This is a genomic window from Mesorhizobium sp. M0051, assembly GCF_040323235.1.
GTDB lineage: Bacteria > Pseudomonadota > Alphaproteobacteria > Rhizobiales > Rhizobiaceae > Mesorhizobium.
Genome location: NZ_JAMYUT010000035.1, coordinates 18,430 through 31,959, shown reverse-complemented (window position 1 = coordinate 31,959; position 13,530 = coordinate 18,430). Strand labels below are relative to the sequence as shown.

At 62.8% G+C, this 13,530-nt stretch carries 11 protein-coding genes; 8 read left to right on the top strand and 3 right to left on the bottom strand.

Annotation, left to right across the window (positions count from 1 at the left end; genetic code table 11):
* Positions 1 to 42: 42 nt before the first annotated feature.
* The 3 genes from leuS (at position 43) to NKJ90_RS27950 (ending at position 6,194) form a co-directional block, all read left to right on the top strand.
* Complete coding sequence (gene leuS, locus NKJ90_RS27960; protein ID WP_352487320.1) at positions 43 to 2,667, top strand: leucine--tRNA ligase; 2,625 nt, start codon at positions 43 to 45, stop codon at positions 2,665 to 2,667.
* Positions 2,654 to 3,271 carry an LPS assembly lipoprotein LptE gene (gene lptE, locus NKJ90_RS27955; RefSeq protein WP_352487319.1) on the top strand — a complete coding sequence of 206 codons (618 nt, stop codon included), beginning with the start codon at positions 2,654 to 2,656 and terminating at the stop codon, positions 3,269 to 3,271. Before leuS ends, lptE begins: the two co-directional genes overlap by 14 nt.
* Positions 3,272 to 3,521: 250 nt before the next feature.
* A complete protein-coding gene (locus NKJ90_RS27950; protein WP_023762503.1) occupies positions 3,522 to 6,194 on the top strand; it encodes a DNA translocase FtsK in 2,673 nt (890 codons plus the stop codon).
* A gap of 76 nt (positions 6,195 to 6,270) precedes the next feature.
* On the opposite strand, the gene fsa is transcribed toward NKJ90_RS27950, so the two are convergent.
* Entirely contained in the window at positions 6,271 to 6,927 is a 657-nt protein-coding gene (fsa, locus tag NKJ90_RS27945) for a fructose-6-phosphate aldolase (RefSeq protein ID WP_023762502.1), read from the bottom strand.
* 90 nt (positions 6,928 to 7,017) lie between these two features.
* Between fsa and NKJ90_RS27940 the strand changes: the two genes are divergently transcribed.
* Positions 7,018 to 9,201, top strand: a complete 2,184-nt coding sequence (locus tag NKJ90_RS27940) for a primosomal protein N' (protein WP_352487317.1) — start codon at positions 7,018 to 7,020, stop codon at positions 9,199 to 9,201.
* Between the two features lie 6 nt (positions 9,202 to 9,207).
* Here NKJ90_RS27940 and NKJ90_RS27935 read toward each other — a convergent pair whose 3' ends face one another.
* Both NKJ90_RS27935 and NKJ90_RS27930 read right to left on the bottom strand, forming a co-directional pair.
* Positions 9,208 to 9,663: a type II toxin-antitoxin system VapC family toxin gene (locus tag NKJ90_RS27935; RefSeq protein WP_023762500.1), complete on the bottom strand. Its 456-nt coding sequence runs from the start codon at positions 9,661 to 9,663 to the stop codon at positions 9,208 to 9,210.
* Entirely contained in the window at positions 9,660 to 9,893 is a 234-nt protein-coding gene (locus NKJ90_RS27930; RefSeq protein WP_023762499.1) for a type II toxin-antitoxin system Phd/YefM family antitoxin, read from the bottom strand. Before NKJ90_RS27930 ends, NKJ90_RS27935 begins: the two co-directional genes overlap by 4 nt.
* Positions 9,894 to 9,967: 74 nt before the next feature.
* On the opposite strand from NKJ90_RS27930, the gene NKJ90_RS27925 reads away from it, so the two are divergent.
* The 4 genes from NKJ90_RS27925 (at position 9,968) to atpA (ending at position 13,491) form a co-directional block, all read left to right on the top strand.
* Positions 9,968 to 10,663: an aspartate/glutamate racemase family protein gene (locus NKJ90_RS27925; protein WP_023762498.1), complete on the top strand. Its 696-nt coding sequence runs from the start codon at positions 9,968 to 9,970 to the stop codon at positions 10,661 to 10,663.
* A 96-nt stretch (positions 10,664 to 10,759) separates the two neighbouring features.
* Positions 10,760 to 11,155, top strand: coding sequence for an AGROH133_08824 family phage infection protein (locus tag NKJ90_RS27920; RefSeq protein ID WP_023762497.1), 396 nt, complete (start codon positions 10,760 to 10,762; stop codon positions 11,153 to 11,155).
* A gap of 246 nt (positions 11,156 to 11,401) precedes the next feature.
* Positions 11,402 to 11,962, top strand: a complete 561-nt coding sequence (locus NKJ90_RS27915; protein ID WP_023762496.1) for a F0F1 ATP synthase subunit delta — start codon at positions 11,402 to 11,404, stop codon at positions 11,960 to 11,962.
* A complete protein-coding gene (gene atpA / locus NKJ90_RS27910) occupies positions 11,962 to 13,491 on the top strand; it encodes a F0F1 ATP synthase subunit alpha (RefSeq protein WP_023762495.1) in 1,530 nt (509 codons plus the stop codon). Before NKJ90_RS27915 ends, atpA begins: the two co-directional genes overlap by 1 nt.
* The last annotated feature ends 39 nt before the right edge of the window (positions 13,492 to 13,530 follow it).

Below are 13,530 nucleotides of genomic sequence, written 5' to 3'. Positions count from 1 at the left end.
GTTGCCCGCAGTTCGCGCATGCTTTTAAGTGAAAATAATCCCATGGCAACCGAACGATACAATCCGCGCGCGTCAGAGCCCAAATGGCAGAAGGCCTGGGACGCCAAGAAGCTGTTCGAAGCGCACAATGACGATCCGCGCCCGAAATACTTCGTGCTGGAGATGTTCCCCTATCCGTCGGGGCGGATCCATATCGGCCACACCCGCAACTACACGATGGGTGACGTCGTGGCACGCTACAAGCGGGCCAAGGGTTTCAACGTGCTGCACCCGATGGGCTGGGACGCGTTCGGCATGCCGGCCGAGAACGCGGCGATGCAGAACAAGGTCCATCCCAAGGAATGGACCTATCAAAACATCGCCACCATGCGCGAGCAGCTCAAGGTTATGGGCCTGTCGCTGGACTGGGCGCGCGAATTCGCCACCTGCGACGTCGACTACTACCATCGCCAGCAGATGCTGTTCCTCGATTTCGTCGAGAAGGGGCTGGTGACGCGCAAGTCCTCCAAGGTCAACTGGGATCCGGAGGACATGACCGTGCTCGCCAACGAGCAGGTCATCGACGGGCGCGGCTGGCGCTCGGGCGCGCTGGTGGAACAGCGCGAACTGACGCAGTGGTTCTTCAAGATCACCGACTTTGCGCAGGATCTGCTGGATTCGCTCGACGGCCTCGAGGAATGGCCGGAAAAAGTGAAGCTGATGCAGCAGAACTGGATCGGCCGCTCGGAAGGCCTCCTGATCCGTTGGCCGCTGGCAGATGCTGTCGGTGGCGAGCATGAGCTGGAAGTCTATACGACACGGCCCGACACCATCTTCGGCGCTTCCTTCATGGCTGTCGCCGCCGATCATCCGCTGGCCAAGAAGGCTGCGGAAGGCAATCCGGCGCTGGCGAGGTTCATCGAGGATATCAGCCATATGGGCACCTCGGTGGCGGCGCTTGAGACGGCTGAGAAGAAGGGCTTTGACACCGGTATCCGCGTCGTCCATCCGTTTGACGACAGCTGGACGCTGCCTGTCTATGTCGCCAATTTCGTGCTGATGGAATACGGCACCGGCGCCATCTTCGGCTGTCCGTCCGGCGACCAGCGCGACCTCGACTTCGCCACCAAATACGGCCTGCCGGTTATCCCGGTGGTGATGCCGGAAGGCGAGAATCCGGCAAGCTTCCAGATCATCGATCAAGCCTTTGTCGACGATGGCGTGATGATCAACTCGCGCTTCCTCGACGGCATGAAGCCGGATCAGGCTTTCGACGAGGTGGCGAAGCTGCTGGAACAGAAGACCATCGGCAACCGGCCGATGGCGGAGCGCAAGGTGAATTTCCGCCTGCGCGACTGGGGCATTTCGCGCCAGCGCTACTGGGGCTGCCCGATCCCGATGATCCATTGCGAGGATTGCGGCGTGGTGCCGGTGCCGAAAGCCGACCTGCCGGTCAAGTTGCCCGACGATGTCGATTTCGACCGGCCGGGCAATCCGCTCGACCGGCATCCGACATGGCGGCATGTGAAATGCCCGCAATGCGGTAGAGATGCGCGGCGCGAAACCGACACGATGGACACCTTCGTCGATTCGTCCTGGTATTTCGCGCGCTTCACAGCACCCTGGGCGCATGAACCGACTGATCCCAAGGCGGCCAATGAATGGCTGCCTGTCGACCAGTATATTGGCGGCATCGAGCACGCGATCCTGCACTTGCTCTATTCCCGCTTCTTCACCCGTGCCATGCGCGAGGCCGGTCATGTCGATCTGGCCGAGCCGTTCAAAGGGCTGTTCACGCAAGGCATGGTGGTGCACGAGACCTATCGCGTCGGCTCGGCATCGAATGGCCGCTGGCTGGCGCCCACCGAGATTCGGCTGGAAGACGTTGACGGCAAGCGCCGCGCCATCGAGATCTCTACAGGCGAGACGGCGACGATCGGCCCGCTCGAAAAGATGTCGAAGTCGAAGAAGAACACGGTCAGTCCGGAAGACATCACCGATGGCTATGGCGCCGACACGGCGCGCTGGTTCATGCTGTCGGATTCGCCGCCAGAGCGCGACGTTGAATGGACCGACGATGGCGCCGCCGGCGCGCATCGCTTCATCCAGCGCATCTGGCGCCTGGTGTCGACGGCGGCCGAAACGTTGGCCGGCATCGAGCCCGCGGCGGCTGGCAGCGACGAGGCCGCTGTGGTTTCCAAGGCCGCGCACAAGATCCTGAAGGCGGTCGGTGAGGATATCGAGAAGCTGGCTTTCAACCGCGCCATCGCCCGCATGTACGAACTGGCCAACGCGCTGACCTCGCCGCTCAACGAGGTGGCCGAAGGCAAGGCTGATGCAGCACTCAAGGGTGCCTGCCGGCAGGCCGTGGAGATTCTCGTGCATCTGATCGCACCGGTCATGCCGCATCTGGCAGAGGAGTGCTGGGAAACGCTCAGCGGCACCGATCTGGTTGCCGAACGGCCGTGGCCGGCGTTCGATCCGGCGCTGGTCGTCGACAACGAAGTCACCTATCCGGTGCAGGTCAACGGCAAGAAGCGGGGAGATTTGACAATTGCCCGCGACGCGGACCAAGGTGCGGTCGAAAAAGCGGTATTGGCTCTCGACTTCGTGCAGAAAGCGCTCGAAGGAAAGGCTCCGCGCAAGGTGATCATCGTGCCGCAGAGGATCGTCAATGTCGTTGCCTGATCGGGAAAAGACAGGGCTGAGCCATGTGCTGCGCCATATCGCGTTCGCCGGCCTGGTCGGCTCGCTCGCGCTTGTCTCGGCCTGCACCGTGCGGCCGCTCTATTCGAGCGCGTCGCTGTCGGGTTCGCAGGCGAGCGCCAATGCCGAACTGGCTTCGATCGCCATCAAGCCGGTCAACTCGCGTTATGCCCAGCAGGTGCGCAACGATCTGATTTTCGGGTTTGGACGAGGTGCCGGCGAGCCGGCCTCACCGGCCTATTCGCTCAATCTCGGCGTGACCGAAGCCGTCGAATCCGCGGCACTTGTGCAGGTTGGGACCAACGAGGACGAACCGACCGCCGGTTCAGTGACGCTGACTGGCAACTATACGCTGTCCGATGTGAAGACCGGTGTGGTGATCGCATCCGGCAAGCGTTCGATCACCTCGTCCTTCGACAGGCCGCGTCAGGAGTTCGCCGCGTACCGGGCGCAGATCGACGCCGAGAATCGCGCCGCGCGCGAACTGGCCGAAGCGCTGCAATTGTCCATCGCCCAGGATCTGGTCAGGCACGCCAAGGCCAGCCAGCACGGCCATCGGCCTAGCGGCCCAAGCATGGTGGGATGATTGTGAGATCACGATCAGGTTCCCGGATAGAGACGTCCTGCATCGCCGCGAAGAGACGCCATCCGCCGCCCCAGCACAGCGGGCAGGTCGCGCCAGCGGCGTGCGCTGTGAGATGACGATTCGGTTGCGTCGTTCGAAGAGGCTGTCACGACGATTTTGCTGTCCAAGGATCGTTGGCGATCCATTCGGGAAGCAACTGTTAACCACTCGCTCCCTATTGCTCGGCAACAGTTCAGAGTGAGTCTTGAGAATGGAAGCCAGGCGTTTTTCCCGGGTCAATTTATTGAAGGCAGCGTCGCCTGATGATCCCGAGGTGAAGCGTGACAAGGGCGGGCAGCGAACGTCTTCAGCCGCGACAGGCGATCTTGATCGTCCGGCCCACAAGGGACTGGATGGCCGGCAGCCCGGCACGCACCAGGCCGGCTATTCCGCGCCGATTGTCGATCTCGGCGGCAACAGGCGGCCTTATATGGAGCCAAGGGGCGCGGAGGCGAGCAACGCGTCTTTGAAAAGCGGCGATATCGAAAGTCCTGCCTGGCAGGAATACTTCTTCCTCGCGCCCAACGTGCGTTTCACCCGCACACCAGACTATGAAGCCAAGAAGCAACGCCCGCAGCACGAGCGTGTTGCCGAGCAAGGCGATACAGACGCGCTCCCCACGCCGCAAACAGTCGCGCAAGCCGTGGTCGATCAGGCATCCTCCGTGCCCTCGCTCCTGGCGTTGCCGGCCTCGGTGAAAACCCCAGCCTCCCAGCCGCTGGCCGGCCGCGGAGCCGCCACGCAAAGACCATCAACGCCGGCCGCGTCTCTCGCTCTTCCGGGACGGGCCAGAGAGAAGGTGAGTGTCGTAGCTCCGGTGACGGCAGCAACGGGACGAGCTTCCGCGCGCGGGGCTGCCGCTCCGGGCGCGCCGATCAAACCGGCCACTGCCGAAAAACTGCGCTGGCCCTATCTTTCGGATCACGCCTTCTTCGAGGCTATGGCGCCCTATCTGGTCGATGTTTCGTCACAGGCCCGGCAGGCCAGCCCAACCTCGCCGGCACCGGTCGTCGCAGCGCCTGTCATCGCCCGTGAGCGGCTCGACAACCGCTCGCCGACCGATGCCACCTCGCTGTTTCGCGTCATCGAATGGCTTCCAGGTCAGGCCTCGAAGCCGCTGCCGGACGTTTTGCCGGCTAACTCGAACCAGGTCGTCGTCCAGCCTGACGTATCTGCGAGCATTCCGCTCCGGGCCGAAGCTGCCGCAATCCTCGCTGCTAAAAGCGATGCCGTTCCTTCGCCGGCCGGCGTGGATGTCACTGTCAGGGCCGCCGGTGCTCGCTCTCCGTGCTTGCCAAGGGCCGGGAATATTGTGCTGTCAACGGCGGGCGACCTTTATGAGCTTCCTTCGGAAGAGCTGTTGCAGCAGCCCCCGGAGGGGCAAGGCTTCTACATGTCGCAGGAGCGGCTCGAGCAGAACGCGGATTTGTTGGAAAGCGTGCTCGAGGATTTCGGGGTGCGTGGCGAGATCATTCATGTTCGCCCCGGCCCGGTCGTCACGCTCTATGAGTTCGAGCCGGCGCCGGGGGTAAAATCCTCCCGTGTCATCGGGCTTGCCGATGATATAGCCCGCTCCATGTCGGCGATTTCGGCGCGCGTCGCCGTCGTGCCTGGTCGCAACGTCATCGGCATCGAGCTTCCGAACGAGACGCGCGAAACCGTCTATTTCCGCGAGCTGATTGAATCGGAGGGCTTCCGCAGGACCAGTTGCAAGCTGGCGCTTTGCCTGGGCAAGACGATCGGCGGTGAGCCGGTCATCGCCGAACTGGCGAAGATGCCTCACCTGCTCGTGGCCGGAACCACCGGCTCCGGCAAGTCGGTTGCCATCAACACCATGATCCTGTCGTTGCTCTACCGGCTGAAGCCGGAGGAATGCCGGCTGATCATGGTCGATCCCAAGATGCTCGAACTCTCCGTTTATGACGGCATTCCGCATCTTCTGACGCCCGTCGTCACGGACCCCAAGAAAGCCGTCACCGCGCTAAAGTGGGCGGTGCGCGAAATGGAGGACCGCTATCGCAAGATGGCTCGGCTCGGTGTGCGCAACATCGATGGCTACAATGAGCGTGCGGCCGCTGCCCGCGACAAGGGCGAGACGGTTGTCATGACCGTGCAGGCCGGTTTCGAAAAGGGCACCGGCGAGCCGCTTTTCGAACAGCAGGAAATCGATCTTGCGCCAATGCCCTACATCGTCGTCATCGTCGACGAGATGGCCGACCTGATGATGGTCGCCGGCAAGGAGATCGAAGGCGCCATCCAGCGTCTGGCGCAGATGGCGCGCGCTGCCGGCATTCACCTGATCATGGCAACGCAGCGCCCTTCCGTCGATGTCATCACAGGCACCATCAAGGCCAATTTCCCAACCCGGATTTCCTTCCAGGTGACGTCCAAGATCGACAGCCGCACCATCCTTGGCGAGCAGGGCGCCGAACAGCTCCTCGGCCAGGGCGACATGTTGCACATGATGGGTGGGGGGCGCATTTCCCGCGTGCATGGTCCCTTCGTTTCAGATGCGGAGGTCGAGCACGTCGTGGCACATCTGAAGGCGCAGGGCCGGCCTGAATATCTGGAAACCGTGACAGCCGACGAGGATGAGGAAGAAGTCGAAGCCGACCAAGGCGCGGTCTTCGACAAGGGATCGGCTGCAGCCGAAGACAGTGATTCCATCTACGACGAGGCGGTCAAGGTGGTGGTGCGCGACAAGAAGTGTTCGACGTCATACATCCAGCGCCGCCTGGGCGTCGGTTACAACCGCGCCGCATCCCTGGTCGAACGCATGGAAAAGGAAGGGTTGGTCGGGGCACCCAACCATGTCGGCAAACGCGAAATCATCATGGGGCGGCGCCCGTCGGCAACCGCGCCTGACGATGACGGCACGGATTGATCGGCCGTCGCTTCAATCCGCGGCGCATAAAAAGGCCGGTTGCCCGGCCTTCTTTTCGTATCGGATATCGGATCGCTCAGCCGATCTTCTGGCCGGTCTTGGCCCAGTCGGCGAGGAAGGCGGCGAGGCCCTTGTCGGTCAACGGATGGTTGACCAGCGCCTTCAGCGTCGCCGGCGGCGCGGTAACAACGTCGGCGCCGATCAGGGCTGCCTGCTTGACATGGTTCACCGTGCGGACCGAAGCGACGAGGATCTCGGTCTGGAAATCGTAATTTTCGTAGATCTGCCGGATCTCCTGGATCAGCTCCATGCCGTCCGCGCCGGTGTCGTCGACACGGCCGACGAAGGGCGAAATGAAGGAAGCGCCGGCCTTGGCCGCCAGCAGTGCCTGGTTGGCCGAGAAGCACAGCGTGACGTTGACCATACGGTTCATCTGGGTGCGGATCGTCTTGCAGGCCTTCAGCCCGTCGAGCGTCAGTGGCACCTTGATGCAGACATTGGGCGCGATCTTGGCCAACGTCTCGGCCTCCGCCATCATGGCCTTGAATTCGGTGGCCACCACTTCCGCCGACACCGGCCCTTCGACGATGTCGCAGATCTGCTTGGTGACCTCGGAGATCTTGCCGCCGGATTTCAGGATCAGCGACGGGTTGGTGGTAACGCCATCGAGCAGTCCCAGATCGTTCAGCTCACGGATATCCTTGATATCGGCGGTGTCGACAAAAAATTTCATGGCAGGTCTCCTGAAGATTTTTATGTGCATGCCATGCACATTCGGGGTCGGCCTTTGATCTAGACCAAAGTCAGGGCAAGGTCACGCCTCATGATCGAAGATTCGCCCTTTGTCGCAGCCGCACCGGTGCTGGTGCCGATGCCCGCCGAACGCCCCTACACCTATGCCGTGCCCACCGGCATGCACGTGGTGCCGGGCTCGATCGTGCGCGTGCTGCTCGGCCCGCGCCAGGTAGCCGGCATCGTCTGGGATGGCATGGTCGAGAAGGTCGATGCGAAGAAGTTGCGCCCGATCGAGCAGGTCTTCGACTGCCCGCCGATCGACCGCGCGATGCGCCGTTTCGTCGATTGGGTGGCGCAGTACACGCTGTCGCCACCGGGCATGGTGGCGCGCATGCTGCTCAGGGCACCGGAAGCATTCGATCCCGAACCATGGATCGAGGGGCTGCAGCGCACGCTTCTGGTGCCCGACCGGATGACGGCCGCCAGGGAGCGGGTGCTGGAGACGGCCGAAGGCGGCCTTGCCTGGACGCGGTCCGGGTTGGCTCATGCCGCAGGCGTGTCGTCGACGGTGATCGACGGCCTGAGGGCGCAAGGCGTCTTCGAGACGGTGATGATCCCGCCGCGCCCGGTGGTGGCCGCGCCCGATTCCATCTACGCCACACCGGAACTGATGCCGGACCAGAGCGACGCGGCGCTGATGCTGCGCGCCAATGTCGCAGCCGGCGTGTTCAATGTCGCACTGCTCGACGGCGTTACCGGATCGGGCAAGACGGAGGTTTATTTCGAGGCGGTGGCGGCCGCGCTCGACCAGGGCAAGCAGGTGTTGATCCTGCTACCGGAAATCGCGCTGACGCATGCCTTTCTCGAGCGCTTCCAGCAGCGCTTCGGTGCCAAGCCGGGCGAATGGCATTCCGACCTGCCGCCGCGGATGCGCGAAAAAGTGTGGCGGCAAGTGGCGGAAGGCGGCGTGCGGGTCGTCGCCGGCGCGCGCTCGGCGCTGTTCCTGCCGTTCAAGGAACTCGGCCTGATCGTCGTCGACGAGGAGCACGACCCTGCCTACAAGCAGGAGGATCGCGTCTTCTACAATGCGCGCGACATGGCGGTGGTGCGCGGCCATATCGGCAGCTTTCCGGTGGTGCTGGCGTCGGCGACGCCATCGGTGGAAAGCCGGGTCAATGCGAGCCAAGGCAAATACAACAGAGCCGTTCTTTCTGCCCGTTTCGCCGAGGCGGCGCTCCCCCATCTCAAGGCAGTCGACATGCGCCGCGCACCGCCGGCGCGCGGCGGCTTCCTGTCGCCGGTGCTGCTCGACCAGATGCGCCAGACGCTGGAGAGGAAGGAGCAGTCGCTGCTCTTCCTAAACCGGCGCGGTTATGCGCCGTTGACGCTATGCCGGGTCTGCGGCCATCGCTTCGGTTGCCCGGTCTGCTCGGCCTGGCTGGTCGAGCACCGCTTTCGCGGCCAGCTGGTCTGCCATCATTGCGGGCACAATGAGCGCCGTCCCGAAGCCTGCCCGGAATGTGGCACGCTTGACCACCTGGTCGCCTGCGGGCCAGGTGTCGAGCGTATCGCCGAAGAGGTCGTCGCGCATTTTCCCGACGCGCGCACCATCGTTTTGTCGTCCGACCTGATGGGCGGCGTGCGGCGGCTGCGATTGGAGTTGGAGGCGATCGCCAATGGCGAGGCCGACATCGTCATCGGCACGCAGCTCGTCGCCAAGGGCCACAATTTCCCCAACATGACGCTGGTCGGCGTCGTCGATGCCGATCTCGGCCTTGCTAATGGTGATCCGCGCGCCGCCGAGCGCACCTTCCAACTGCTCAGCCAGGTGACCGGCCGCGCCGGCCGTACCGGTAAGAAGAGCCTCGGCCTGCTACAGACCTTCCAGCCGGACCATCCGGTGATGAGGGCGATCGTCTCCGGTGACGCCGAGGCCTTTTACGAGCGCGAGATCGCCGAGCGCGAGCGGGCCGCCCTGCCGCCCTTCGGCCGGCTGGCCGGTGTCATCGTCAGCGCGGTGACGCGAGCCGAAGCCGAGGGCCATGCACGCGGCCTGCGCCGCTCTGCGCCCGAAGCCACCGACCTGTTTGTGCTGGGGCCGGCCGAGGCACCGCTGTCCCTGCTTGGCGGCCGTCACCGTTTCCGCCTGCTGATCCAGGGCGAACGGCGCGCCGACATGCAAGGCTTTATCCGCGCCATGCTGGCCAACGGGCCGAAACAGCGCGGCTCGGTCCGGGTGCAGGTGGATATCGACCCGCAAAGCTTTTTGTAAAAATGATTAGTCGAGGCTCGGCGGGTCTTGCAGTATATTCCAGCACCAAACGTCAAGCGCTTCAAAATGCCTGACGTTTGCTGTAACTACGGTGAGCCCGTTAGCTACCGCCGTAGCAGCGATCAGTATGTCCGCCAAGCCCGGATTCTTCCCTTTCGCAGAGACTGCTTCCTCCATTCGGCCCGCTCTTCGCGCTATATCGGCATTGACCGCTAGAATCTGATCTGCAAATCCCTCAATGGTGTCGTTGAGCCAGACGGTGAGGCTGTCCGCGCGGTTTTTGGCCCCAGCGCGATCGAGCTTGCGTATGCCTTTCTCGATTTCGGTGATCGCAATAACCGGTATGAAGAGCGTTTGCTTTTCACCTTGCGCTACAATCCAATTGGCGACGTCTTTCGCAAGCGCCGGCCTGCCGGGAGCGAACGCGGATAAGATGGAAGTGTCGAGAAGATAACCGCTCAAAGGTCGATATCCCGCGACGGTGACTCGTTCCTTTCAAGCTCGATCCCTCCCGGATAGGTCAGGAGAAACTCCCCGAAGTTTCGACGCTTGGCTGGATAAAGCTTTTGTAAGTCCTCGACCGAGACAACGGCCGCTGCCGGCTTGCCGTGCTTTGTGATAATGGTGGGCTCTCCGCTCTCTGCGGCCTCGACGAGCGCCGAGAACCCTGCCTTGGCCTCCCGAACCTGCATCGTTCTCACGGCAAATCTCCTTGTGGTCTCATGTGGTCATAATATAGGAATTATACGGCAAAGGAACAGCCCTTATGAAAACCCTTGGCCTTCTGGGCGGCATGAGCTGGGAATCGACGGCCATCTACTATCGCCTGCTCAACGAGATCGTGCGCGAGCGGCTGGGCGGGCTGCATTCGGCCAAATTGCTGCTGTGGTCGTTCGACTTCGCTGAGATCGCCGAGCGGCAGCACCACGGCGACTGGGAGGGCGCCGGCGTGCTTCTTGTCGAAGCGGCGCGCAAGCTCGAGGCCGGCGGCGCGGATGGCTTGCTTCTGTGCACCAACACCATGCACAAACTGGCCGACCAGGTGCAGGCGTCGGTGTCGATCCCGCTGATCCACATCGCCGACGCCACGGCCGTCGCGGTCAAGCGCGCCGGCATGCAGCGCCCGGCACTGCTGGCGACGCGGTTCACCATGGAGCAGGATTTCTACAAGGGCCGGCTCGCGGACAAATTTGGCTTGAGCTCCGTCGTGCCCGATGCGGCCGGGCGAGACATGATCCATCGCGTCATCTACGACGAACTGTGCCAGGGCATCGTCACGGAAATCTCGAAGGCGGCCTATCTCGCCGAGACCGAACGCCTGCGCCGCGAAGAGGCGGCCGACAGCGTCATCATGGGCTGCACCGAGATTACCATGCTCATCGGCCAGCAGGATTTCGACATTCCGGTCTTCGACACGACGCGCATCCATGCCGAGGCGGCAGTGGAATTCGCGCTCGGTTGATGCGCCTCTCCTAAAGTTCCCGGCGCCATCTGGCGCGGGGTTTTTCCTCCGCTAGAATGCGCGGAATTTCAAGAAAGGCATTTTCGAGGGGACGAGATGGATTATGCGCTTCCGTGGCCGACGAGTCAGGGCGAATGGCTGGCGTGGTCGAGCGCCGTCGTCACCGTGCTGCTCGGGCTTTTGTTTTTTCTGGCACCCAGTCTAGCCTTCCGGATCCTGCGCTTGCAGGCCAAGCCCGAGAAGGCGGCTGCGATCGCCGAGGGGCGTGGCAGGATGTCGGGCTTCTATCTCGGCGTCGGCCTGTGCTGCATCCTCTTGGCGCAGCCGCTGATCTACATGACGCTTGGCTTCTCCTGGCTGTTCACCGCCTTTGGTCGGCTGCTGTCGATGATGTCGGATGGCGCCAACACGCCATTCAATTGGGTTTCCATCGTGGTGGAATTGGCGCTGGCGGCGCTGCCGCTTGCCTTCGCCTTTGGCTTTCTGCCTTGAATCGTTAGGGATTCCGCGATGGAAGGGCGGCGACTTTCGCCGGATGCGACAATAGTGCCTGAAAACCATGCGGAACGACGCATTGCGGTCTTAAAATGCCTGTGCTAGACGGCAATCGACTTTCGGCAGGGGATAGCGGAAGCCGCGCCTCCGTGCTCGAAAAAATGCAGTAAGGTCAAAGATTTAGCCAGAGTTTTTGCTCGCGCCAACAATCTACGGCCTGTCAGACAAGAGAAAAGACGGTCCGTGGCTCAATCGTCATCGCCAATCTCAGGTGTCGCAGAACGCTATGCGGGTTCGCTGTTCGAACTCGCCCTGCAGGCAAATTCCGTCGCCAAGGTCGAAGCCGACCTCAACAGCTTCGAAGCCATGCTGGCAGGCAGCGCCGATCTTACCAGGCTGATCAACAGCCCGGTGTTTTCCAGCGAGGATCAGGCCAAGGCCATCGCGGCGATCGCCGACAAGGCCGGGATTGCCGGCCTCACCGGCAATTTCCTGCGTGTCGTCGCCCGCAACCGCCGGCTGTTCGCCATTCCCGGCATGATCAGGGCGTTCCGCCAGATATCAGCCGAACATCGTGGCGAGACTGCTGCCGAAGTGACTTCAGCACATGAACTGACGGCAGCCCAGCAGACCGAACTCAAGGCCGCGCTGAAGAGCGTTGCCGGCAAGGACGTGGCCATCTCGGTCACCGTCGATCCGTCGCTGCTTGGCGGGCTGGTGGTCAAGATGGGCTCGCGCCAGATCGATACGTCGCTCAAAACCAAACTCAATTCGCTCAAGCTTGCACTGAAAGAGGTCGGCTGATGGACATCCGCGCCGCGGAAATTTCCGCAATTCTGAAAGACCAGATCAAGAATTTCGGCAAGGAGGCCGAGGTCTCCGAAGTTGGACAGGTGCTGTCCGTCGGTGACGGTATCGCCCGTGTCTACGGCCTCGACAATGTCCAGGCCGGCGAGATGGTCGAATTCCCGGGCGGTATCCGCGGCATGGCGCTCAACCTCGAAGCCGACAATGTCGGCGTCGTCATCTTCGGTGCCGACCGCGACATCAAGGAAGGCGACATCGTCAAGCGCACCGGCGCCATCGTCGACGTTCCCGTCGGCCCCGGCCTGCTCGGCCGCGTCGTCGACGCGCTCGGCAATCCGATCGACGGAAAGGGCCCGATCAAGGCAGTCGAGCGCAAGCGCGTCGACGTCAAGGCGCCCGGCATCATCCCGCGCAAATCGGTGAACGAGCCGATGTCGACCGGCCTCAAGGCAATCGATGCTCTGATCCCGGTCGGCCGCGGCCAGCGCGAGCTGGTCATCGGCGACCGCCAGACCGGCAAGACCGCTATCATTCTCGACACCATGCTCAACCAGAAGTCGGTGCACGACAACGGCCCCGAGAAGGAAAAGCTCTACTGCGTCTACGTCGCCGTCGGCCAGAAGCGCTCGACCGTCGCGCAGTTCGTCAAGGTGCTGGAAGAGCGCGGCGCGCTCGAATATTCGATCATCATCGCCGCCACCGCTTCCGATCCGGCGCCGATGCAGTTCCTGGCGCCATTCGCCGGCGCCACCATGGGCGAGTACTTCCGCGACAACGGCATGCATGCGCTGATCAGCTATGACGATCTATCGAAGCAGGCCGTCGCCTATCGCCAGATGTCGCTGCTGCTGCGCCGCCCGCCGGGCCGCGAAGCCTATCCCGGCGACGTCTTTTACCTGCATTCGCGCCTGCTCGAGCGCGCCGCCAAGCTCAACGACGATCTGGGCGGTGGTTCGCTGACCGCACTGCCGATTATCGAAACGCAGGCCAACGACGTGTCGGCCTACATCCCGACCAACGTGATCTCGATCACCGACGGCCAGATCTTCCTCGAAACCAACCTGTTCTTCCAGGGCATCCGTCCTGCCGTGAACGTCGGCCTGTCGGTCAGCCGCGTCGGCTCGGCCGCGCAGATCAAGGCGATGAAGCAGGTTGCCGGCTCGATCAAGGGCGAGCTCGCGCAGTACCGCGAAATGGCGGCCTTCGCGCAGTTCGGCTCGGATCTCGACGCCGCCACGCAGCGTCTGCTCAACCGCGGGTCGCGCCTGACCGAACTCCTCAAGCAGCCGCAGTTTTCGCCGCTGAAGACGGAAGAGCAGGTCGCGGTGATCTTTGCTGGCGTCAACGGCTATCTCGACAAACTGCCGGTCAATCAGGTCGGCAAGTTCGAGCATGGCCTGCTCAGCCACATGCGTGCAGCCGGCAAGGACATTCTCGACGCCATCCGCAAGGAAAAGGCGCTGTCGGACGATCTGCGCGCCAAGCTGAAGGCCGAGATCGACGCTTTCGCCAAGACCTTCGCCTGAGCGAAGCGCCAGTCGGGATGAGACAAGACGGGATCAGGT